The organism is Nocardia concava NBRC 100430, from assembly GCF_000308815.1.
GTDB lineage: Bacteria > Actinomycetota > Actinomycetes > Mycobacteriales > Mycobacteriaceae > Nocardia > Nocardia concava.
The window spans coordinates 89,320-109,893 of record NZ_BAFX01000205.1; the positions used below are offsets into that span (position 1 = coordinate 89,320).

The 20,574-nt window shown below is 66.0% G+C and carries 19 protein-coding genes; 15 read left to right on the forward strand and 4 right to left on the reverse strand.

Annotated features, from left to right (window positions below; all coding sequences use genetic code 11):
• From ON43_RS41355 to ON43_RS41405, 10 genes are all read left to right on the forward strand, one after another.
• A complete protein-coding gene (locus ON43_RS41355) occupies nucleotides 1–1,029 on the forward strand; it encodes an MlaD family protein (protein WP_040816514.1) in 1,029 nt (342 codons plus the stop codon).
• Nucleotides 1,026–2,033 (forward strand): MCE family protein, encoded by a 1,008-nt coding sequence (locus ON43_RS41360; protein WP_040816515.1) that lies wholly within the window; start codon nucleotides 1,026–1,028, stop codon nucleotides 2,031–2,033. The genes ON43_RS41355 and ON43_RS41360 overlap by 4 nt, the downstream gene beginning before the upstream one ends.
• A complete protein-coding gene (locus ON43_RS41365) occupies nucleotides 2,033–3,046 on the forward strand; it encodes an MlaD family protein (RefSeq protein ID WP_040816573.1) in 1,014 nt (337 codons plus the stop codon). The genes ON43_RS41360 and ON43_RS41365 overlap by 1 nt, the downstream gene beginning before the upstream one ends.
• The gene (locus tag ON43_RS41370) at nucleotides 3,047–3,973 is read left to right on the forward strand and encodes an MCE family protein (protein WP_051180199.1); all 927 of its coding nucleotides are present in this window, start codon (nucleotides 3,047–3,049) and stop codon (nucleotides 3,971–3,973) included.
• Nucleotides 3,970–4,977, forward strand: coding sequence for an MlaD family protein (locus ON43_RS41375; RefSeq protein WP_040816517.1), 1,008 nt, complete (start codon nucleotides 3,970–3,972; stop codon nucleotides 4,975–4,977). The genes ON43_RS41370 and ON43_RS41375 overlap by 4 nt, the downstream gene beginning before the upstream one ends.
• Nucleotides 4,977–5,927 carry an MlaD family protein gene (locus ON43_RS41380; protein ID WP_040816519.1) on the forward strand — a complete coding sequence of 317 codons (951 nt, stop codon included), beginning with the start codon at nucleotides 4,977–4,979 and terminating at the stop codon, nucleotides 5,925–5,927. Before ON43_RS41375 ends, ON43_RS41380 begins: the two co-directional genes overlap by 1 nt.
• Before the next feature lie 14 nt (nucleotides 5,928–5,941).
• Nucleotides 5,942–6,607, forward strand: a complete 666-nt coding sequence (locus tag ON43_RS46645; protein ID WP_051180202.1) for a hypothetical protein — start codon at nucleotides 5,942–5,944, stop codon at nucleotides 6,605–6,607.
• A 233-nt stretch (nucleotides 6,608–6,840) separates the two neighbouring features.
• The gene (locus ON43_RS46655; RefSeq protein WP_245569091.1) at nucleotides 6,841–7,251 is read left to right on the forward strand and encodes a hypothetical protein; all 411 of its coding nucleotides are present in this window, start codon (nucleotides 6,841–6,843) and stop codon (nucleotides 7,249–7,251) included.
• A complete protein-coding gene (locus tag ON43_RS43275) occupies nucleotides 7,248–7,886 on the forward strand; it encodes a TetR/AcrR family transcriptional regulator (RefSeq protein ID WP_051180210.1) in 639 nt (212 codons plus the stop codon). The genes ON43_RS46655 and ON43_RS43275 overlap by 4 nt, the downstream gene beginning before the upstream one ends.
• Before the next feature lie 108 nt (nucleotides 7,887–7,994).
• The gene (locus ON43_RS41405; protein WP_040816578.1) at nucleotides 7,995–9,002 is read left to right on the forward strand and encodes a zinc-binding alcohol dehydrogenase family protein; all 1,008 of its coding nucleotides are present in this window, start codon (nucleotides 7,995–7,997) and stop codon (nucleotides 9,000–9,002) included.
• Here the strand turns inward: ON43_RS41405 and ON43_RS41410 are convergent.
• A complete protein-coding gene (locus ON43_RS41410; RefSeq protein WP_040816522.1) occupies nucleotides 8,986–9,843 on the reverse strand; it encodes a cyclopropane mycolic acid synthase family methyltransferase in 858 nt (285 codons plus the stop codon). The two genes, ON43_RS41405 and ON43_RS41410, sit on opposite strands and share 17 nt — an antisense overlap.
• A 229-nt stretch (nucleotides 9,844–10,072) precedes the next feature.
• Between ON43_RS41410 and ON43_RS43280 the strand changes: the two genes are divergently transcribed.
• Both ON43_RS43280 and ON43_RS41420 read left to right on the forward strand, forming a co-directional pair.
• Nucleotides 10,073–10,975, forward strand: a complete 903-nt coding sequence (locus ON43_RS43280; protein ID WP_051180212.1) for an expansin EXLX1 family cellulose-binding protein — start codon at nucleotides 10,073–10,075, stop codon at nucleotides 10,973–10,975.
• Between the two features lie 84 nt (nucleotides 10,976–11,059).
• Complete coding sequence (locus ON43_RS41420) at nucleotides 11,060–11,983, forward strand: alpha/beta fold hydrolase (protein ID WP_040816524.1); 924 nt, start codon at nucleotides 11,060–11,062, stop codon at nucleotides 11,981–11,983.
• A 1-nt stretch (nucleotide 11,984) separates the two neighbouring features.
• Here the strand turns inward: ON43_RS41420 and ON43_RS41425 are convergent, their stop codons facing one another.
• Nucleotides 11,985–13,388 (reverse strand): WS/DGAT/MGAT family O-acyltransferase, encoded by a 1,404-nt coding sequence (locus ON43_RS41425; protein WP_040816526.1) that lies wholly within the window; start codon nucleotides 13,386–13,388, stop codon nucleotides 11,985–11,987.
• Nucleotides 13,389–13,656: 268 nt separating this feature from the next.
• Between ON43_RS41425 and ON43_RS41430 the strand changes: the two genes are divergently transcribed.
• The gene (locus tag ON43_RS41430; RefSeq protein WP_051180214.1) at nucleotides 13,657–14,307 is read left to right on the forward strand and encodes a cutinase family protein; all 651 of its coding nucleotides are present in this window, start codon (nucleotides 13,657–13,659) and stop codon (nucleotides 14,305–14,307) included.
• A gap of 206 nt (nucleotides 14,308–14,513) precedes the next feature.
• Here ON43_RS41430 and ON43_RS41435 read toward each other — a convergent pair whose 3' ends face one another.
• Nucleotides 14,514–16,559, reverse strand: coding sequence for an SDR family oxidoreductase (locus ON43_RS41435; RefSeq protein ID WP_040816528.1), 2,046 nt, complete (start codon nucleotides 16,557–16,559; stop codon nucleotides 14,514–14,516).
• 501 nt (nucleotides 16,560–17,060) lie between these two features.
• Here ON43_RS41435 and ON43_RS41440 point away from each other — a divergent pair.
• Complete coding sequence (locus tag ON43_RS41440; protein ID WP_040816530.1) at nucleotides 17,061–17,600, forward strand: Uma2 family endonuclease; 540 nt, start codon at nucleotides 17,061–17,063, stop codon at nucleotides 17,598–17,600.
• Between the two features lie 536 nt (nucleotides 17,601–18,136).
• Here ON43_RS41440 and ON43_RS41445 read toward each other — a convergent pair.
• Nucleotides 18,137–19,402: a carboxylesterase/lipase family protein gene (locus ON43_RS41445; protein WP_051180215.1), complete on the reverse strand. Its 1,266-nt coding sequence runs from the start codon at nucleotides 19,400–19,402 to the stop codon at nucleotides 18,137–18,139.
• Between the two features lie 374 nt (nucleotides 19,403–19,776).
• Between ON43_RS41445 and ON43_RS41450 the strand changes: the two genes are divergently transcribed.
• Complete coding sequence (locus ON43_RS41450; protein WP_040816531.1) at nucleotides 19,777–20,574, forward strand: GNAT family N-acetyltransferase; 798 nt, start codon at nucleotides 19,777–19,779, stop codon at nucleotides 20,572–20,574.

Genomic DNA, 20,574 nt, shown 5'->3' on the forward strand with positions numbered 1-20,574 from the left:
ATGGCGGTGTTCAAGGATCATTCCGGGCGCAGCGCCGGACCGTGGATGTTGCGGCTGCGGGGGCTGGTGATCGCCGTCGTGCTCGTCACTGTGACGATTATCGTGAGTTCCTATGCGCGTGGCGCTTTCGCGGACAGGTTCGAGGTCACCGTGGACGCGGCGACCCTGGGCGAGGGGCTGGCGCCGGGCGCGGAGGTGAAGTTCCGCGGGTATGCCATCGGCACGGTCAAGCGGGTCGAGACCGTCGGCTACGGGCATCAGCGCATCGATCTGGAGATCGAGCGGCGCCAGGCCGACGCACTCACCGACGATGTGACCGCGCGGTTCACCTCGTCGAATGTGTTCGGTTCCAGCGCAATCGAATTGGTGCCGGGCACCGACGGCAGGAAGCTGCGGGAACACACCATCCTGCAGATCGGCGAGAACGCCACCAATGCGACCGTGGCCGGTGTGTTCCGGCGGGCGGCGCGGCTGACCCAGGTGCTGGATTCGGCGTCGGTGCACCGGCTCTTCGATCTGTTGCTCGACAACGCCTCCACCATGGGCCCGGTGCTGCAGTCGTTCTTCGAGACCGCGCGAACCCTGGCCGACGGGCAGCAGAACACTCTGGCGCACTACCTGCGCATCGGCGGGGACATGACCGGCGCGTTCCGGGATCTGACGCCCTCGGCCGGGCACGCCGTGCTCTCGGTGCTCGAACAGAGCGCCTACTTCGGTGAGCCGGAGAACCGGGCGCGCACCAACAAATCCACCAATGGCGTGAACGACGCTGTGCTGGTAGGGCTTTCGAACCTGCTGGCGCAGAACAATCCGGACCTGGAGAAGATCCTCGACTCCATTCTGGATCTGGCGGTGCCGATCAGCGTCTCGATCGGCTCGGTGGCCCCGGCCTACAACCGGGTCCCGAATCTGCTGCAGGCCATGAACGGGGCGCTGCCGGTGGTTGACGGCCACGTGCAGCTGCAGCTCGAGCTGATCGCCAAAACCATGCCGTACCTGGCGGATTCGCTGGCGGGAGGGGCGAAATGAGCGAGATCACCAAATCCGCCGTCAAACTCACCGTGTTCCTGGTGATCGTGGCCGCCTGCACGACCTTCATCGTGACGGCGCTGCGCACCCCGATTCCCGGTGACAAGGTCGCCTACGATGCGGTGTTCACCGATGTCTCAGGGCTTTTCGCCGGTGACTCGGTGCGCATGTCCGGCGTCGCGGTCGGCAAGGTCGAGACCGTATCGCTGGACGGCACGAAAGCACGCGTGCACTTCACCGTCGACGACACCCGGCCGGTGTTCGACAACACCAAGGCCGCGGTGCGCTATCAGAACCTCATCGGGCAGCGGTATGTCGAGCTGCTCACCGAGGGCAAGGGCGGGGCGAAACTGGCGGCCGGATCCACCATTCCGGTGGAGCGCACCATTCCCAGCTTCGATGTCTCCAAGCTGTTCAACGGCTTCAAGCCCATGTTCGACACCTTGGATCCGGCGCAGCTCAACCAGTTCGGCAACAACCTGCTGCGCGTCATCCAGGGCGACGGGTCCGGCATCGGGCCGGTGCTGGCCGATGTCGACACGCTCACCAAGCACGCCCGCAACAGCGAGGCGGTGATCGTGCTGCTCATCCGCAACCTGGGCATGGTGTCCGACGCCATCGGCGGCAAGTCGAAGGCGGTCGGTGATCTGGTGGAACAGCTCTCGGGCATCCTGCACCAGTTCACCGCCAAGACCCAGACCATGCTCAATGCGGTCGATACGGCGAAAGCGGTGCTCGCGCCGATGGTTCCGATCCTGGAGGAAGGCCGTGACGCCTACGACCAGGGGTACGGGCCGATCGACGGATTGCTGCGCCGGCTGGTGCCGCAGACCGATCAGCTCACCCAGATCCTGGCCATCACACCGCAGTTGGTGACCGGCCTGAATCAGAACGTCCCCGGGCAGGGCTACAAGCCGCGCATCACCTGCACCAATGGTGAGGCGGCACTGCCCGCGACGGTCGGCGTCATCCTGTCCACGCAGAACCTGGTGGTGTGCAACTGATGCGGGCACTGATCAACTACGTCGGCGAGCTGATTCGCGACGCCCTCACCGGGCGCGGTGACCAGAACACCCAATTGCGGTGGGGCATAGCGGGTGTCGTGGTGTGCGTGATCGCGCTGACCATCGCTGGGGCGCTGTATGTGATCCCGTTCGGGCAGCGCACCTATGTGGCCGACTTCAAGATCTCCGGTGGCGCGCGCTCGGGTGACGAGGTGCGGGTGGCGGGCATCAATGTCGGCAAGATCCGCAGCGTGGACCTGGTCGGGGATCATGTGGAGGTCGCCTTCACAGTGAATCACGATGTGCGCGTGGGGGATCGGTCGGCGGTCGAGGTCAAGATGCTGACCCCGATCGGCGGGCACTACCTCGCGCTGGCCCCGGCCGGAGACAAGACGCTGGGGTCGAAGCACATTCCGCCCGAGCGCACCGCGACGCCGTTCGAACTCAGCGACATTCTCGACAAGGGCACCCCGATCTTCGGCAAGGTGGACGCCACCACCATGCGCGACACCATCGGGCAGTTGAACACGGCCCTGGCCGGGCAGCCCGACGCGTTGCGCGGGGTGATCGGCAATGCCAACGAACTCACCGGGCTGCTCGCACAGCGCACCGATCAGCTGAACACGGCATTGAATGTGTCCGACGAATATGTCGCCGCCATTGCCGAGGACAAGGCGCTGCTGGCCGATTTCGTGAAACAGCTGGGTCAGGTCGCCGATCAGCTCGGCAATCGCAAGGACGACATCGTGAGCATGTTCAACCTGCTCAAACGGCTATTGGTCATCCTGCACCGGCCGATCATGGCCTACGGCGACAGCATCGAACCGTCGGTGGCGCAGTTCGAGCAGCTGTTCTCCAAGGTCGTCGCCAATCCGGATCAGGTGGACACCGTGATCACCGGGCTGCGCGACGTCATCGACAAACTCAACGGGCTGCTGGGCAATCAGGTGAAGGTGAATCAGCCGGTCGCCGGGGTCCAGTTGTGCATTCCCTACGAAGGCAAGGCGTGCTGAATGAGATGGGGTAGAACAGCACTCGCCGCCGGTGTCGCCGTCGCGGTGGTGGCCGCCGGGGTGGCCGGGGTGTCGTGGGCGAATACGGTGCGCGATCCGAAACAGAGCCTGTGCGCCGAATTCACCGATACCGTCGGCCTGTACGAGGGCAATAGCGTGACCATGCTCGGGGTCGAGGTCGGCACCGTGTCGAAGATCGAGGCGCTCGGGGACCGTATGCGGGTCACCATGAACGTCAAGGATTCGGTGAAACTGCCGGCCGATATCCAGGCCGTCACCATGTCGAGTTCCATTGTGACCGACCGGCATGTGGAGCTCACCAAGCCGTACACGGGCGGGGCGCGATACGACACGTCGAAATGCATTCCGCTGCAACGCACCAAGACGCCGATCGGCATCAGCGAGGCGCTCGACGCCATGGGCAAGCTGGCCGGTGACCTCACCGGCGGCGGGACCGGCGGCAAGCCGGACACCCTGCTCGACGACACGCTGACCGCGGCCAACAATGCGATCGATGGGACCGGGCAGCAGTGGAATCAATTGCTGCAGCGGCTGTCCGCGACCATCGGGGATCCGAATCAGAAGGACGCGGTGTTCCGGCGGCTGGTGGACAATCTCGACCAGCTGACCACCATGTTCGTGACCAACTGGCCGGATATGGCTCAGGTGCTGAACAATCTGCGGGCCGGGCTGCAATTGATCGGCGAGTTCTCGACGGAATTCTCCACGGCCGTGGATGTCGCGGTCGAATTCCTGCCGGTGATCGCCCGGAACGCGGGCAAATACGATCAGCAGATCTACGGCCTGCTGGATGTCGTGCTGCCGCAGGTGCATACGTTCGTGCAACAGCATCAGGGCGATATCAATTCGCTGCTCGCGGTGCTGCCGCCGCTGGCTGCCCAGCTACCGCAGGTGGGTGCGAAATGAGGCGCATGATCGTCAAACTGCTGCCGGTACTCACGGCGGCGACGTTGGTGCTGACCGGGTGTGGTGTGAAGGCGACCGATATCCCGATTCCGGGCACCTACCCCAGCGGTGACACCTACACCGTCCGTATCGAATTCGGCTCGGTGCTCAACCTGCCCGACCGCGCCAAGGTGATCGCCGATGGTGTCGAGATCGGCATGCTCGACCACATCGAGCTGATCGGGAACACCGCGGTGGCGACGGTGAAACTGCACACCGACGCGAAATTGCCCAAGGCCACCACGGCGGAACTGCGGCAGGACACCATCCTCGGCGACATCCATATCGCCCTGGAAGCACCCAAGAACGCGCCGTCGGTGTTCCTGGCCAATGGCGATGTGATTCCCGTATCGCAGACCATTCCCGCCACGAATGTCGAGGACATTCTGCGGGCGCTGTCGAACATCATGACCGGCGGCCGCTGGACCGATATCCAGAAGCTGGTCACCGATGTGAACGCGGCGTTCCCGTCCGATCCGGCGGAACTGGACCGGATCAATCTGGCGGGCCGCGCGGCACTGCACGATATGGCCACGCACACCGACGATTTGAACCGCATCCTCATCTCCGCGCAGCAGATCACGGCCAAGCTGGAGTCCGGGCGCGGAGCGGTGGACCAGATCCTCACCCTCGGGCCGGATCGGGCCGCCGGTCTGTCGGAAGTGCTGCTCGCCGTGGTCAATCTGATCATCAGCGGTGGGCCGCTGGCCAAGAACGCCGGTGACCTGCTGCTGCCGCATGTCGGCGACTTCCGGTCCATCGTGTCGATTCTCGCGCCGACCGCGGTCACGGCCGGATACGCCGACCTGACCCTCGCGGCGAATCTCGACACCTTCCATACCCTGCTGCGGGAGAAGATCATTCCCTTCCTGCAGTCGCCGGATGTGAAGGTGCGCAAGATATCCGCGGATGTGCAGGCCGATCAGCTCATCACCACACTGCGTTCGATCGGGATGGTGCCCTGATGAAACTCTCACTCTCCGGGCCGGTTTCGCTGATTCTGCTGATGGTGCTCACCCTCGTCTGCGGCAGCTACATGGCCGTGGGCGTGCTGAATCTCGACCCGCGCCGCCAGAACAACACCGTCACAGTGCTTTTGGACAGCTCGGGCGGACTGATGAAGACCTCCGAGGTGACGCTGCGGGGGCTGCCGATCGGGAAGGTGCGCGATATCGGCGCCACCGGACGCGGGCTGGCGGTCACCCTCGAATACGACGCCAAGTACAAGATTCCGGTCGACAGCGTCGTGCAGATCGCCAACCTCTCGGCGGCCGGTGAGCAGTTCCTCGACTTCCGTCCCGCCGGGACGGCCGGGCCGTTCCTTCACGACGGCAGCATCGTGCCCAACCGGCAGGTCAAGGTCGCGACCACGGTCGGTGACGCGCTGGCCAAGCTGGACGCGCTGACCGCGCAACTGGATCCGGCCAAACTGCAGAACCTGGCGACCACCGTGGCCGCCGGATTCGAGGGCCGCGACGCCGACGTCGCCAACCTGACCCACGCATTGATCGATACCGCGAACATGTTGCACGACAAGCGCGATGCCATCGCGCGGCTGTACTCCAACGTGCAGAACCTCGGCGACAAATTCGACGGGCGCGCACCCACCCTGTCCGCGGCCGCCGGGGATATGGACGCCGCCCTGCCGGAACTGCTGCACATCATCGCGGCATTCCAGAACTACTCCTACATCGGCGAGAACATCTACGACGATCCGATCGGGCCGCTGGTCAACAAGATCAACGAATACCTGCAGCTGATCGGGCCCGACCTGAGCCACATCGCCACCGTCCTCAAACCCGCCACCACCGCGATCAAACCCCTTCGCGTGGACGCCGGATCGATCGTGGACCTGCTGGCCACGGTGTTCCCCGGCGACGGCGCCGCCCACGTGGCCATCGAGACTCCGCGCTAGAGAGAAGGCATGCCATGAGTGAGACCGTGAAGATCGAGAAGACGCCCGAACCCGACGCGGAGCAGGTCGAGGAGACATCGGCCGAGGTCGTGACCCCAGCGCCGAATCCGTACACCGACCCGGCCGCGTTCTCGAATGCGGTGCCCGCCAAGAGCTTCGGTGACCGCGCCTATCCGTTCCTGGCCGCCGCCACCGCACTCTTCGCGATCGCGGCGGTGGTGCTCGGGGTGCTGTGGCACGGTTCTGCCAGCGACTACGACGCCCTGAAATCCGCTCAGTCCGACCGGGATCGGGCCGCCCAGGTGGCCAAGGACTACACCCTGCGCTCGCTCACCTACGACTACCGCAACCTGCCCGCCTTCTTCGACGGTGTGCAGCGCGGCACCTCGGATGCGTTGCGCGACAGATATTCCCAGGTCCACGACACCCTCGCCAAGATCATGACCGACGCCCAGGTGGTCGCCACCGGCGATGTGGTCGGCACCTCGGTGGAGGCCAAGGGCAACGACCAGTACACCGTCACCGTCTACGCCACCCAGAAGACCCAGAACGTGCAGCAGCCGGATCCGGCCACCGTGCCGAACCTGCTGGTGCTCACCGTCGCCAAGAGCGGCGGCGACTGGCTGGTCACCGACTACGGCCCCAAGGACGTCGGCGCGAAGGGCGGGGCCGCGAAATAGTCTCGAAGCGCATCGGCCGCCCGCCGCAGACCGAGCTCCCGTCGCGGCGGCGCCGGCAGATCATCGAAGCCGCCTTCGAGGTCTTCACCGCCAACGGCTACGAGGCCACCGCCATCTCCCAGGTCGCCGCCCACGCCGGAATCGGCCAGGGCACCGTCTACCGCTACTTCGGCAGCAAACGCGAAATCCTGGACCACGTCATCGATCTCGGCATCGAGAAGGTGACCGAGGCGATGGAACTGCACCTGGTGCTCGGCGCCGCGGGCGATGTCGGGGAACTCGTGGCGGTGGTGCGCGCGGCGGTGGAGCGGCTCTACGACCTGCTCGAGCGCGAACCGCAGGTGCTGCGGCTGCTGGTGGTGGAGGCGGGAGCCATCGATCCGGAACTGGCGCACCGGCTGCTCGGCCTGGAGTCGATGACGGCCTCACTGATCGCGGGGGAACTGACGCGTGGCATGGAGGAAGGTTGGATCCGTCCCGACATCGACCCGGAAGTGCTGGGCCACACCATTCTCACCATGGTCGGCCCGTGGATCATGCGGGAACTGGTGGGCGCGGGCAATCCGACTATCCGCGACCGCAGCATGACCGTCGTCTTCGACCTGGTCGACAGAACCCTGCGCCCCCGGAGTCCCCACCCGTGACCCCCCTGGCTGCCGATCCCGACCCCGCCCGCCGCACCCGTACCGAACGCCGCCGCGACGAATTGATCACCGCCACCTACGAATTGGTGACAACCCGCGGCTTCCGCGCCATCGGCGTGGACGACATCACCACCGCCGCCGGCGTCAGCCACGGCACCTTCTACAACTACTTCGCCAACAAACGCGACATCCTCGACGCCGTCATCGACCACTGCTTCACCCTCCTCAGCACCCGCCTCCTGGGCCCCGAAGGCGACGACACCCCCGACACCATGGACGCCTTCTGCGCCCGCTACGCCCGAGTCATCGACCGCTGCTACGACCTGGCCGCCACCGAACCCGGCCTGGTCAACTTCTTCCTCCTCGAAGCCTCCTCCATAGACGCCCGAGTCCTCGACCGTTGCATGCACAACGCCCGCACCTACGCCGCCCAATCCGTAGCCAAAATCCGCCACGGCATCGCCCAAGGCTTCCTCAACCCCGACCTCGACCCGGACATAGCCGGCGAAGTCTTGCTGTCGGTCCTGGTCTCGGCGTTGCTCTCCGCCCTCCGAGCCGGCTCCGACGGCCTCACCCAACCCCGCGTCCGCACCCAACTAACCACCTTCCTCCGCACCGCCCTCGCCCCGCCCTGATCGCCGAGCGGCACATCCTGGAGGCTGAATTAGGGAGAATTCGGGCAAATTGGCTCCGGGATGTGCCGCTCGGTGAAAGGGGAGGGGGAGACTGGCGGGATGGCGATGATGGGTGCTTGGCGGGTGGATGTGCCGGGGGCGGTCGACGAGGGGCCGGTGCGGTTCGAGCGGGTCGAGGTGCCCGTGCCGGGCCGCGGTGAGCTGCTCGTGCGGGTGCTGGCGTGCGGTGTCTGCCGGACCGATCTGCATGTGGTCGAGGGGGACCTGCCGGTGCATCGGGAGCATGTCGTGCCCGGGCACGAGGTGGTCGGGGAAGTCGTCGCGGTCGGGGGCGGGGGAGAGTTCCGGGTCGGGGATCGGGTGGGGATCGCGTGGTTGCGGCACACCTGCGGGGTGTGCCGGTACTGCCTGCGCGGGAACGAGAATCTGTGCCCGCAGTCGCGGTACACCGGGTGGGACGCGGATGGCGGGTATGCCGAATTCGCTACGGTGCCGGCGGATTACGCGCTGCCACTACCCGATGGCTACAGCGATGCCGAGCTCGCGCCACTGCTGTGCGCCGGGATCATCGGATACCGGGCGCTGAAGCGGGCGGCTCTGCCCGAGGGCGGGCGGCTGGGGATCTACGGGTTCGGTGGCAGTGCGCACCTCGCGGCGCAGGTGGCCCTGGCGCAGGGTGCGGAGGTGCATGTGATGACGCGGGACAAGGCGGCGCAAGATCTCGCGATGGAGCTCGGGGCGGCGTCGGCGCAGGGGGCCGCGGAGGCGCCGCCGGTGGCATTGGATTCGGCGATTCTCTTTGCGCCGGTGGGGGATTTGGTGTTGCCGGCGCTGGAGGCGCTGGATCGGGGTGGGGTGTTGTCGATCGCCGGGATTCATCTCAGCGATATTCCGGTGCTGAACTATCAGCGCCATCTGTTCCAGGAGCGGGAGATTCGGTCGGTGACCGCCAATACACGGGCGGATGCGCGGGAGTTTCTGGCGTTCGCGGGGCGGCATCGGCTCGAGGTGACCGCACAGCCCTATCCGCTGGCGGAAGCCGATCGCGCGCTGCGGGACCTGAAGCACGGGCGATTCGCGGGAGCCGCGGTGCTCATGCCTACTTCTGAAGCGTGAACTGCATGACGTCGAGGTGGCCCGCGCGGAAGTAGTGAGCGCACCCGGTGAGGTACTTGAGATAGCGCTGGTAGACCTCCTCGGAAGTGAGGTGAACCGCCTCGGTGTGGTGGGTTTCCAAAGCCTCGGCCCACAGGTCGAGGGTGCGGGCGTAGTGGGGACGCAGGGATTGGATGCGGGTGGTGCGGAAGCCTGCCGCCTCGGCCTCGTGCGGGACGGTATCGGGTTGGGGCAGTTGGCCGCCGGGGAAGATCTCGCGCTTCATGAAGATGTGGAACAGGGCGTCCTCGCGGGTCACGGGGATCTCGGCGGCGCGGAGTTCGGCGAGGGTCCGGCCGATGATGGTGTGCAGCAGCATGCGGCCGTCGGCCGGCAGCAGGCGGTGGCAGCGGGTGAAGAATTCGGCGTAGCGCTGCTTGCGGAAGTGCTCGAACGCGCCGATGCTGACGATGCGGTCGGCGGTGCCGTCGAATTCCTCCCAACCCTGTAGTCGCACTTCGGCTTCGGTGATGCCGAGCTCGCGCAGCCGGGCCTGGACATGATCGAACTGGTTGCGGCTCAGGGTGAGTCCGATGACGCGCACGCCGTAGGTCAGCACCGCGCGGATCATGGTGGAACCCCACCCGCAGCCGATATCGAGCAGCGTCATGCCGGGCTCGAGCTCCAGTTTGCCGAGCGCCAAATCGATCTTGGCCTGTTGCGCCTCCTCGAGGCTCAGGTTTGCGCGCTCGAAGAACGCGCAACTGTAGGTCATGGAGGGGTCGAGGAACAGCGAGTAGAAGTCGTCGGACAGGTCGTAGTGCGACTGCACCTGCCGGTAGAAGGGTGCGAGCTGGGCCATGGCGGAACTCTCCTGGGGCGGGCCGAGATCCGGGGCGGGACATCGGGCGGACACCAGGACATACGAGGCGGACCCGCCTCCGGTTCTACATCCATGACACACCGGCAACACGCCGGGTTTTTCACTCCGAGTTTCCGATTCGAGCCCGGCGTAACGGCGGCGGCTGCTTTCCTGATGTGGAGTGCAGCATCGCTTCAGCAAACACAATTCGGAGGGTTGGGGACCAGCCATGCACCGCACCGGACACGAAGAGGTCCAATCTGGCAGGCCGTGGCTGTGGACAATTCTGGCGGGAGCGGTGGTGGTCGGACTGGCCACGTGGTGGATCAAACCGCAGTCACTGAGCTGTCATGCCGCCACACCCACCACAACCGTCATCACGGTTCCCGCGGCGCTCCCGCCGAGCTCGGTTACCCCTCAGCAGATTCAGACCCCCGAGGCGCAGCCGGCGCGGGAACCGGGTGAGGCCCGCTTCTACGCCTTCAGTCAGGGCGTGGCCTGCTCGCTGCCGGATCTGCCGTTGGACGGCTACTACGTCGGAGTCCCGACCGGTAGGTACGACGGTTCCGCGCCCTGCGGCTCCTACGTCGACATCGACGGCCCGCTCGGCAGCGTCCGCGCCGAGGTGGTGGACCGCTGCCCCGCCTGCGCCCCCAACCAATACGATTTGAGCCGTTCGGCTTTCGAGGCCATCGCCAATACCACCGACGGCGTCGCGCAGATCCATATCAGCCAGGTTCGCGACCCCAACCCGGCCCCCGAACTCGTGTACCGCATCGAGCAGAGCTCCTCGCCGAGCTGGATCTCGATCCTGTTCTCCGGCAGCGGAAATCCGCTCGCGCAAGTCTCCTTGCGTCCCGAATCCGGCGGCGATTACCTGCCCCTGCGCCGCGGCAACGACAACTACTGGAGCATTTCCGGTGCGGGCGCGGGCCCCTTCACCGCCGAAATCACCGACATCTACGGCCACGCCGCCTTCGTCTCCGGCATCACCCTCGAACCGGGTCAGGTGCGGCACACCGGAATTCGCCTCTACGAGATCCCCGTCGACCAGCCCACCACCCCGCCCCCGCCCTCGGCCCCGGTGGTCGTCACCACGGTGGTCGCGCCCGCACCCGGCTGCAAGTCGTAACCGGCCGCCGTCGCTCCCTTATGGCATCATCAAATGGAACGTGTTCCATTTCGACCGCCGAGGCGGGGTGCCGGGAGGCCTTCGATGACGAACCCCAAACTGGAGCTGACCACACCGAACGCCGGATCTCGCGGCGGCCGCCGGCTGTCGCCGCGCATCTCCCGGCTGACCGAGGTGCCGCAGGGCTCGATGGTGGAACTACCCGGCCGCGGCACCACCTATGTGGTGGACCTGCCGGGTCCCGCCGCGGATTCGCCGACCGTCCTACTGCTGCACGGCATGGCCACCACCGCCATGCTCAACTGGTTCCCGAGCCTGCGTGAACTCAACGAGCGCTACCGCGTGGTCCTGTTCGACCAGCGCTGGCACGGCCACGGAATCCGTTCCGAGCGTTTCGATCTCGACGATCTGGCCGACGACGTCATCGCGGTCGCCGACGCGGTCGGCGTCGAACGGCCCATCCTCGCGGGCTATTCCATGGGCGGGGTCATCGCCCAGCTGACCGCGCACCGCCACCCGGACCGGGTGGGCGGGATGGTGCTGGCCGCCACCACGTACCGCTTCCAGGAGACGCGCCGCGAACGCGCCTTCCACCGCACCTGGGCGGCCACCGCGACCATGTTCTCGGAATGGTCGTTCCGCCGCGCCGAACTGCGCCGCGACAAACTTCCCACGCTGCCGGAATCCTCCTGGCCGGTGGGGCGCATGGATCGCTGGGCCATGGCGGAATTGCGGGCCACCAGCGGCTGGGCGCTGACGCAGGCGCTCGTGGTGCTTGGGCGATTCGATTCGTCGGAATGGATCTCGACGCTGAAGGTGCCGACGGCCGTGGTCATCACCACACGGGATCGGGCACTGCCCGTCTTCCGTCAGCTGGAAATGGCGAAAGCGATTCCGGGAGCGGAGATCTTCCTCGCCAAGGCCGGTCACGCGGCCTGCGCACTCGAGGCGGACGTCTTTGTCCCGGTGTTCCTCGAGGCCGTTCAGTCGGTGGCGGATCGTTTGTAGCTCAGGCCTTTTCGCGGGCGGCCTTGAGCAATTCGGTGATCACCTCGGGAATGGCGTCGGTGATCTTGTCGACGTCCGGCACCAATTCCTGACAGGCGATGAAACCGAAATCCAGGTGGCCGTTGTTGGAGATCACCGTTGCGGTGAGTCCAGCGCCGTGGAACACCGGCCCGAACGGGTACATCGAGGACACCCGCACGCCGAGGAAATACATCGGGAAATTGGGTCCGGGCACATTCGACACCACCAGGTTGTGCACCACCGGGTGATGCTCGGCCAGCTTGAACGAGGAATACGCCCGCGCGGCCAGCTGGAAGGTGTTGGGCGGCGCGTACTTCGCCCAGTCCTGGAGGAAGTCGGCGCCGATGAGGTTGTGCTCCTCCTTGGCTCCGCGATTGTCCTCGGCGATGGCCTGCATGCGTGCCACCGGGTTCTCGATATCGGTGTAGAGGCGCGCGAAAATGGTCGAGACCTTGTTGGTGCCCTCTTCGTGGCGCGAGGTCTCGTGCGTGGACACCGGAACCGAGGCCATGAGCGAGGTTTCGGGGAGCTCGTCGTGCAGTTCGAGGTAGCTGCGCAGCGCGCCGCCCACCACCGCCAGCACCACGTCGTTGACCTTCACGCCGAAGGCCGTCTTTATCTCCTTGATATCCGACAGCTCGGTCTGCACGAAGGCGATGGAGCGATGCGGGGTGATTGCCCGATTGAACGGCGTGCGCGGCGCGGTGAAAGGCAGTGGCATGCCGCGGGATCCGGTGCCGCGCCGGCGCTGAACCAGACCGCCCAGAATGCCAACGGTCTTGGGCACCATGCCGACCATGCCCAGCTTGCCCGGGAACTTCAGCAGCGCCTCGGCGGTCAGCTGCAGGTCGTTGGGTTCCGATTCGGCCGCAACGGTTTCCGGTGGGGGCGGGTTGTAGCTCACGCCCGGCTCCACGTCGCACAGGTGCATCATCATGTTGGTGCCGGTGATGCCATCGACGATGGCGTGGTGGTACTTCGAGATGACCGCCACCTTGCCGTGCGGCAGGCCCTCGACCACCCACATCTCCCACAGCGGGCGGGAGCGGTCCAGCGGGCGTCCGGCGATCTCGGCGGCTATGTCCGCGAGCGCTTTGTCGGGCGCTCCGCCCGGCAGCGTGAGGCGTCTGACGTGGTAGTCCAGGTCGAAATTCGAATCATGAACCCACACGGGATGATCGAGATTGAACGGCACCGCGTGCAGCCGTCGCGTCATGGCGGGGATGAGGTGCAGCCGCCGTCCGAGCTCGGCCTTGAAGGACTCGTGATCGAAGCTCGACCCGTCCGCGCCGGGATCGAGTATCAGCATTGCGCAGACGTGGAGCAGTTGAGTGTCTGTTTCGAGATAGAGGAAGCTCGCGTCGAGCCCGGTAAGTCGTTCCATACCAACACACTATGAGAACTCGTTGCATTTTGCGCGGCGTTCGCGGTGTGCTCCGGATCCCTTTCGATGCCGTTTCGTTGCCCCAAAATAGCACGTAGATAACAAGTTTCATGATGAAACGGTTGGGTACCAATCAGGTGACTCTCCAGTAGAATTCGTTGCCGCATCTTCCGTCCGTTCCTACCTTGGGTCACATAGCCCGGTGATCAGTCTCTAGTCAATGACAAGAGTCACCGGGCTTCTCACAACGACGTGAGAGGTGAGGACAATGGGCGACCGGAAGGTACTGCTGCCTGGAAAATGGCTGACGGCTTGGGGTTTGGCGGCGGCGACCATCGCCGCCGCGACCGTGTTCACGCCACCGACGACGGCTCACGCGGACGGCTGCGCCGCCGTGGATGTCGTGGTGGCAAGGGGCACAGGTGAACCCGGCTGGCTCGGTGACGAGATAGGCGATCCGCTCTACGGCATGCTGCAGGACCGGTTACCGCTGTCGACCACCTCGTACCGCGTGAACTATCCCGCCGACTACAGCTTCAATGTCGGCGCGGGCAGCGCGGATCTGGTGGGACACATGACCGCTCAGGCAGATGCCTGCCCCGGCCAGGTCTTCGTCCTCATCGGCTACTCGCAGGGCGCGGCGGTCGTGCACGCGGCGCTGGGCACCGGCGCGGTGTCCTGGTACCCGGGCAGCGTCCAGCTCCCCGGCTACCTCGGTGGTCGCGTCGCCGCCGTCCTGCTCTTCGGTGACCCGGTGCGCGGCCTGGGCTGGAACGTCCCCGGCTGGTTCCTGTCCCGCACCGGAGACTGGTGCACCGGAGGCGATCCCGTCTGCGGCTCCGGCACCGACGCCAACGCCCACGTGGCCTACGGCGGCGACCTGGTGGACGCGGTGAACTTCGCCGCCGCCCACCTCTGACCCCGGGGAGGGGCGGGCCCGGCCCTCGGGCGGTTTCGACGGACACATCCGAAACCCCAGGGCGGGTCCGGGTACTTGCGGCCGGTGGGGGCGTCAGATGCTAGGGCATTTGGGGTCCCTGTCCCACCGCCGGCCCGGCGGGTACCGAAGGGTTCGGCCCGGCGTGCTGTTCCACGCCGGGCCGAACTCTGTTGTGGGGGAGGGGGTTACCAGTGCAGGCCCGGAATGCGGTTGGTGAAGCGGGCCGCCGGGGCAGGCAGGCCCATGAGGGGCTGCACGATCGGGGCCAGAGCCAGCAGGGGGCTGCGGGAATCCGGCTTGTCCGTGTCGGTTTCGGCCGAATCGACGGCGGGGCGTTCGTTGCGGGCCGCCTTGGATTCGCCGAACATGCGGAAACCCTGGTGCAGGATGGCGCGTTTCACCGACGGCATGACCGTGTCGACGAACTGGGCGAAGGTGCCGATCGGGGTGTCGATGCGGCTCGGGCGGTGCTCGAGGGCGCGCACCACGATGTCGGCGGCCTGCTCGGTGCTGTGCACCGGGATCGACTTGTACAGGTCGGTCGGGGCGATCATGGCCGTGCGCACCAGCGGCATGCGGACCGAGGTGAAGGTGATTCCGGCGTCGGCGTTCTCGACCGCGGCGATCTCGCTGAAGTTGTCCAGCGCCGACTTGCTGGCCACATACGCCGCGAAGCGCGGCACCTTGGTCTGCACGGCGATGGAGGAGATATTCACGAAGTGGCCGAAGCGGCGCTCGCGCATGGACGGGAGCAGCGCCAGGATCAACCGGACCGCGCCGAAGTAGTTGACCGCCATGGTCCGCTCGAAATCGTGCATGCGGTCGGTGGAGTTGAGCACCGAGCGGCGGATCGAGCGGCCCGCGTTGTTCACTACGTAGTCGACGTGATCGTGGTCGGCCAGCACCTGCTTGACCAGCAGCTCCACCGACTTCTCGTCGGTGATGTCGCAGACGTAGGCCTGTGCCGCACCGCTTTCCGCGCGCACCTGGGCGGCGGCGGTCTCGAGATCCTGCTCGGTGCGGGCGACCATGAGCACCGTCGCGCCGCGCTTGGCGACGGCGTGCGCGGTGGCCAGGCCGATGCCGGTGGACGCGCCGGTGATCAGGACGATGCGGCCCTCGAGGCGATCACCCTCGACGCGGCGGGCGCGATCGGGATCGAGGTTGGCGCGCCAGTACTTCCAGAGCGTGTCGGCGTAGTCCTCGAAGCGGGGGACCTCGATGCCGGTGCCGCGCAGCTGCGCCCGCGTCGAGTCGGAGACGAAGGTCGACTCGAACGAGGTGTGCGGGGCAACCTCGGCGGGAATGCCGAAGCGCTCCAACAGGAAATCCCGCACCGCGGGCACACCCGGCAGGCCGCCGAGCGCGTGCAGCGCGGTGTGCGAACCCGGCACGGTGCCGATGGCGTGCGGCGCACCGGCCGAGCGGGCCAGGGCGTTGTAGATCTCGGTGAACGGCTGCGGTTCCGGGTTGGTCAGGTGGAAGGTCTTGCCGACCAGGCCCGGCTTGTTGATCAGCTCGACCATGGCGTCGACCACGTAGTCGACCGGAACGATATTGGTGGAACCCAGATCCGGGATCGGCATGGGCAGCTCCGACGGGAGCGCCGCCAGCCCGGCGATCGCCGGGAAGAAGTAGTACGGGCCGTCGATCTTGTCCATCTCGCCGGTGCGGGAATCGCCGACCACGATGGCCGGGCGGTACACCCGCCAGCGCAGGTCTGCGGCCTCGCGCACCATCTTCTCGGCCTCGAACTTGGTGCGGTGGTAGGGCGAGTGCAGGCCCTGGCCCAGGTCGAAGTCGTCCTCGAAGAACTTGCCCTTGTGATCGCCCGCGACCGCGACCGACGACACGTGGTGCAGCATGGCGCCGAGCTCGCGCGCCAGCTCGATGACCGAGCGGGTGCCCTGGACGTTGGCGGCGTAGGTGGCGTCGGCGTCGGCGGTCATGTCGTAGATCGCGCCGAGGTGGATGACGTGATCGGCGCGCGGCGCCTCCGCGTATGGGTTATCAGCACTGCCGGTGAGCCCGAGACCGGGTGCGGTCAGGTCTCCGACCAGCGGGAACACGCGGTCGCCGGCGCCCCAGCCGTCGGCCATCTCGCGCAGCTTGGCGACCGACGCCTCACGCGTCAGTGCGTGGACCACGGCCTCCGGGTCGCGCTCCAGCAGACCGGCGACAACGCGCCGTCCCAGGAATCCGGTTCCGCCCGTGACGATGTAGGAAACCATCGTCCCCTCCTTAAATTGCGAACCTGTTGGTATCCAACGGGGTTCGTCCGACATGCGTCGGTGGATGCGGACGGTGAGTGATTGGCCCCCTAGCAGAATGTCGGGCCGAGGTAGGAACACCTTCGTGCCTAACTAGTGAGTAACTTTACTGACCCCAAGTTGGTGGTTCAACCGGAATGGTCGGTTCGGGGCTGTGGGACTGGTCACCTCGGAGCTATTCGAGTTGGTATGTGTAACAACGGGTTTGGTGTAACCCATGGCAGCACTTGGCAATTCGCCAGCTACTGGTCAAATGTCCTGAGCGTGCGCTCACTTGTTTGATCTCCCGATGTTAGCTGGGTCATCGGCCATGTCCGTTCTGTCTGAATCGCCCGGCTGAGCGGCGCAAAGCTGCTGGTAAACGGCTTGCGAATCCGATGTGAGGTTAAGGTGTTCCAGTCTTGTCGGCCCGGCGCGCGAAGGGAGTCGGTCATTCACCAGCTCGAACTGCCCAGAACCGGCGTGCGCACGCGGGCCGAATTCGAGACCCTGCCGACTGTTCCGCGTGGCTGGGCCTGGGAATTGCGATCCGGGAGATTGGAGCTGAGCCTCATGCCCGTCACGTTCTGGTATTCCCGGATCGTCTTCCAGGTGCTCGATTTCTGGCGCGGCTACGGATATGAAGCCGCCGCTGATCAATACGTGGCCGACAGCGGATTCGCCCGCGGCGAAATCGGCCAGCACAATTTCGTGGCCGACGCCGTGGTGTTCCAGCCCGGCCATCGCCCCGACAAACACAGCACCACCCACGCCCCGGCGAACCTGTTCGCGGTCATCGAAGCGGTCTGGCAGCCGGCGCAGGTCCGCGAAGCCATCGACAAACTCCGCGTCTACTCCATGCTCGGCATCCCACACTTCTGGATAGTCCGCGGCGACCACGAGAGCGACGACCTCGACGGCTTCGTCAGCATGTACGAACTCGTCGGCGAAGACTACAAACTCACCGGCAGCCGCCCGGTCTCCGAACTAACCCCGGCCCGAGCCGAACTCAGCACCAACTGACCCGGGCGCCCGGCGCTGAGCCGTTACTGCGGAACGCACCGAACATCCCCGTCCGGGGCTTGAGCAACCACCGTCCACGGCGGACACTGCCGCAGATTCCCCCACCCGCCATCAATGCAAGAGTCATACGAACGCGGATCATCAGTAGGCGCCCGCTCCCCGGTCCGGCACCCCACCGGCTCAGCCGCCGAAACCCCGCCAGCCACCATCACCCCGGACCCGCTCGCGACCACTCCAGCGAGCACCCCGGCAACCGCCATACGAAGTCGCATCACAAGATCAATATACCAATTGGTCTACCATCCCCGCCCTAGGGTGACAACGTGCATCCCCAGCCCCGCCCCTTACTCTTCCTCGATGTCGACGGCCCCCCGATCCCCTTCGGCGCGCACCTGAACCCCGCACTCGGCCCCTGCTATTCATCTGGATCGACGACGAACTAACCGACCACGACCGCGAATGGGTATCGCAGAACCACAACGCCCCGGCACTCCTGTCCAGCGTGAATCCGCGAGTCGGATTGCGCGGCAACGACTTCACCGAAATCGGGCGGTGGCTGGGAGGTCAAGGGTGGTGAATTCGTGGGATTGCCAGATGCGTCTGGAGCGGTCCTCAGGGTAAGGCTCGGTTTGTGGGGTCGAGGAGAAGACACGGGTGAGGCGGTTCGTCGGGGTGTAAGGGGGCCAGCCGGGCGTGCCTTTGGCAGTGAAAGTCAGCCAGGCGGTGCGCATTTCGTGGGAAACGTGGGCGAGTTCTTCGAGTGCGTTCTGGCGGGCGGCGGGGTGATTGCGGATGGTCTCGGCGGTGAGGGTGCCGAAGACGAGGAGGAAGTCGAGGCTGTGGGAAGCAGCTTCGACGGTGTTGAAGGACCAGGTCAGTTCGTAGGTCCAGGTTCGGCCGCCGCCGGCGTGGTGGGCGTTGGCCAGGTGCAGGGTGGGCATCCGGAACAGCCAGTCTGCGTGGATGAGTTCGTGGAGCTCGGCGGGCGTGAGCGTCGGGTAGAGGGTGCGGTAGTCGGTGCTGCCGTTGGGAACGGGAGTGAGGTGGGTGAGCGCTCGGCTCAGGTGCTCCTCGGTGATGGGGTCGCCGAGATGGGTTGCGAACAGCCGGTATTCGTCGCGGGTGTGGCCGACGAGAACATCTATGCCGCGGGCGGATCCGTGCGCCAGGGCGTGCCACGGTGCGTGAGGGAAGAGTTCGCCGTCGACGACCGGGGAAAACGGCGTCGGGGTCAATGCCATCGGGCCACAGGCGTCCAGGAAGCTCGGCATCTTGCGGAGGACCGTGTGGGTCGCGTCGAGCAGCGCGCGACGGGAATGGCGGGACAGCCCCTCGATGGTGGGTTGTGTGCCGAGTTCGGCGGCGATCGTTGCCGAGATCGTGGCGGCCAGTCGCGGCGTGAAGTAAGTGCCCGGCAGGCTCTGGACGATCGCTCGGCGAAACAGTCCCGCGGCCGAGGGCATCGCGAGCAGTGCGGCAATGCATCCCGCACCGGCGGACTGGCCGAATACTGTCACATTGTCCGGATCGCCACCGAACGCGGCGATATTGTCTTGCACCCAGCGCAATGCGGTGGCCTGGTCGAGGATGCCTCGATTGTCGGGTGCCCCGGGGATATGTGCGAAACCCTCTACGCCGGTGCGGTAGTTCAGACTGACCATCACCACGCCGCCGCGGACGAGGGCCGCGCCATCGCAGTGCGGATCGGCGGAATCGCCTTCCAAATAGCGGCCGCCATGAATCCACACCATCACCGGCAGTCCGGCCGTGCCGGGATCCGGTGACCAGATGTCCAGCGTCAAACAGGAATCGCGCGGGTCTGTCCACGACCGCACGGGCTCGGGTGCGCGAAACCGCCCATGTCCCACCGGCAGCTCGGCGTAGGGGACACCCCCGGAAGATCGCAACATCGTCCCGCCAGTGGCCGCGCAGAACCCCACCGGCCGTTCGAATTTCAACATCCACACCCATGCCGACCATGGTTGCGGAAAATAAATGGGTGGGCGGGGTTGGGGGTGGGGTGTTAGCCTGCTGGCGACCGTGACTTAGGTGAGGAGGTGAGACCCATGTTCGTTGGACAGGTGTGGGGGCTCCCACTCGGTGTCACGGGTCGGTTGGCGATGTAAACGTCGTCGGGAGCGCCTGCCGTGGAAGGCAATTGCGAAAGGCGACGACGATGAGTACATCAGATATCAGATTCCGCGCGGGTGAACCCGTGGCTGGGATTAGTCGGGTCTCGTTGACCCGATGGGAAGCCCTGGATGACGACCGGGTGGTCGGGCACGGGGATGTTGTTACGCGGCCGGATGGGCGGCTGTTTGTCAGTGTTGATGCTTGGCATGACGCTGTTTTCGATCAGTTGGCGGGCGCGATGGTGGGGACGCTGCGCAGGCCGTTGCATACCGTGGTCGATGAGAACGACACCGAGTTGGTGTCCGGTTGGGAGCGGGCCGGGTTCGCGGTGCGGCGGCGGGAGTGGGAGTACTTGGTGCCCACTGATCCGGCAGTCACCGGGTTGGATGCGGTTCGGCCGCCGGAGGGCGTGACGATCGTGCCCGTGGGGCGGGCGGCGGAAGGGGCGCTGCGCGAGGTGGATCGGGTGATTCGCGATGAGGTGGGGGCGACGGTCGGGTGGCAGGAGATGCCGGTCGAGAACCTCGGTGTGCCGGGGGTCGACACCATTGTGGATCCGTCGAAGTACCTGGCCGCGGCCGAGGCTGACCGTTATGTGGGCCTGGCCCGTGTGGTGGAGATGGGCCGCCTGCCCCGGATCGGACTGATTGCCGTGCGTGCCGATCGACGTCGCCGTGGGATCGCCCGCGCCATGCTGGCCGGCGCGTTGGCTGCATTGCATGAACGCGGAATCGACACTGTCTCAACGGAAGTGAAGGAGTCGAACACGGCGGCCGCGGCGCTCTTCGAGGGCATCGGCGCCCGTCGTGTGAACAGCACCCTGGAAATGGTGCTGCGATGA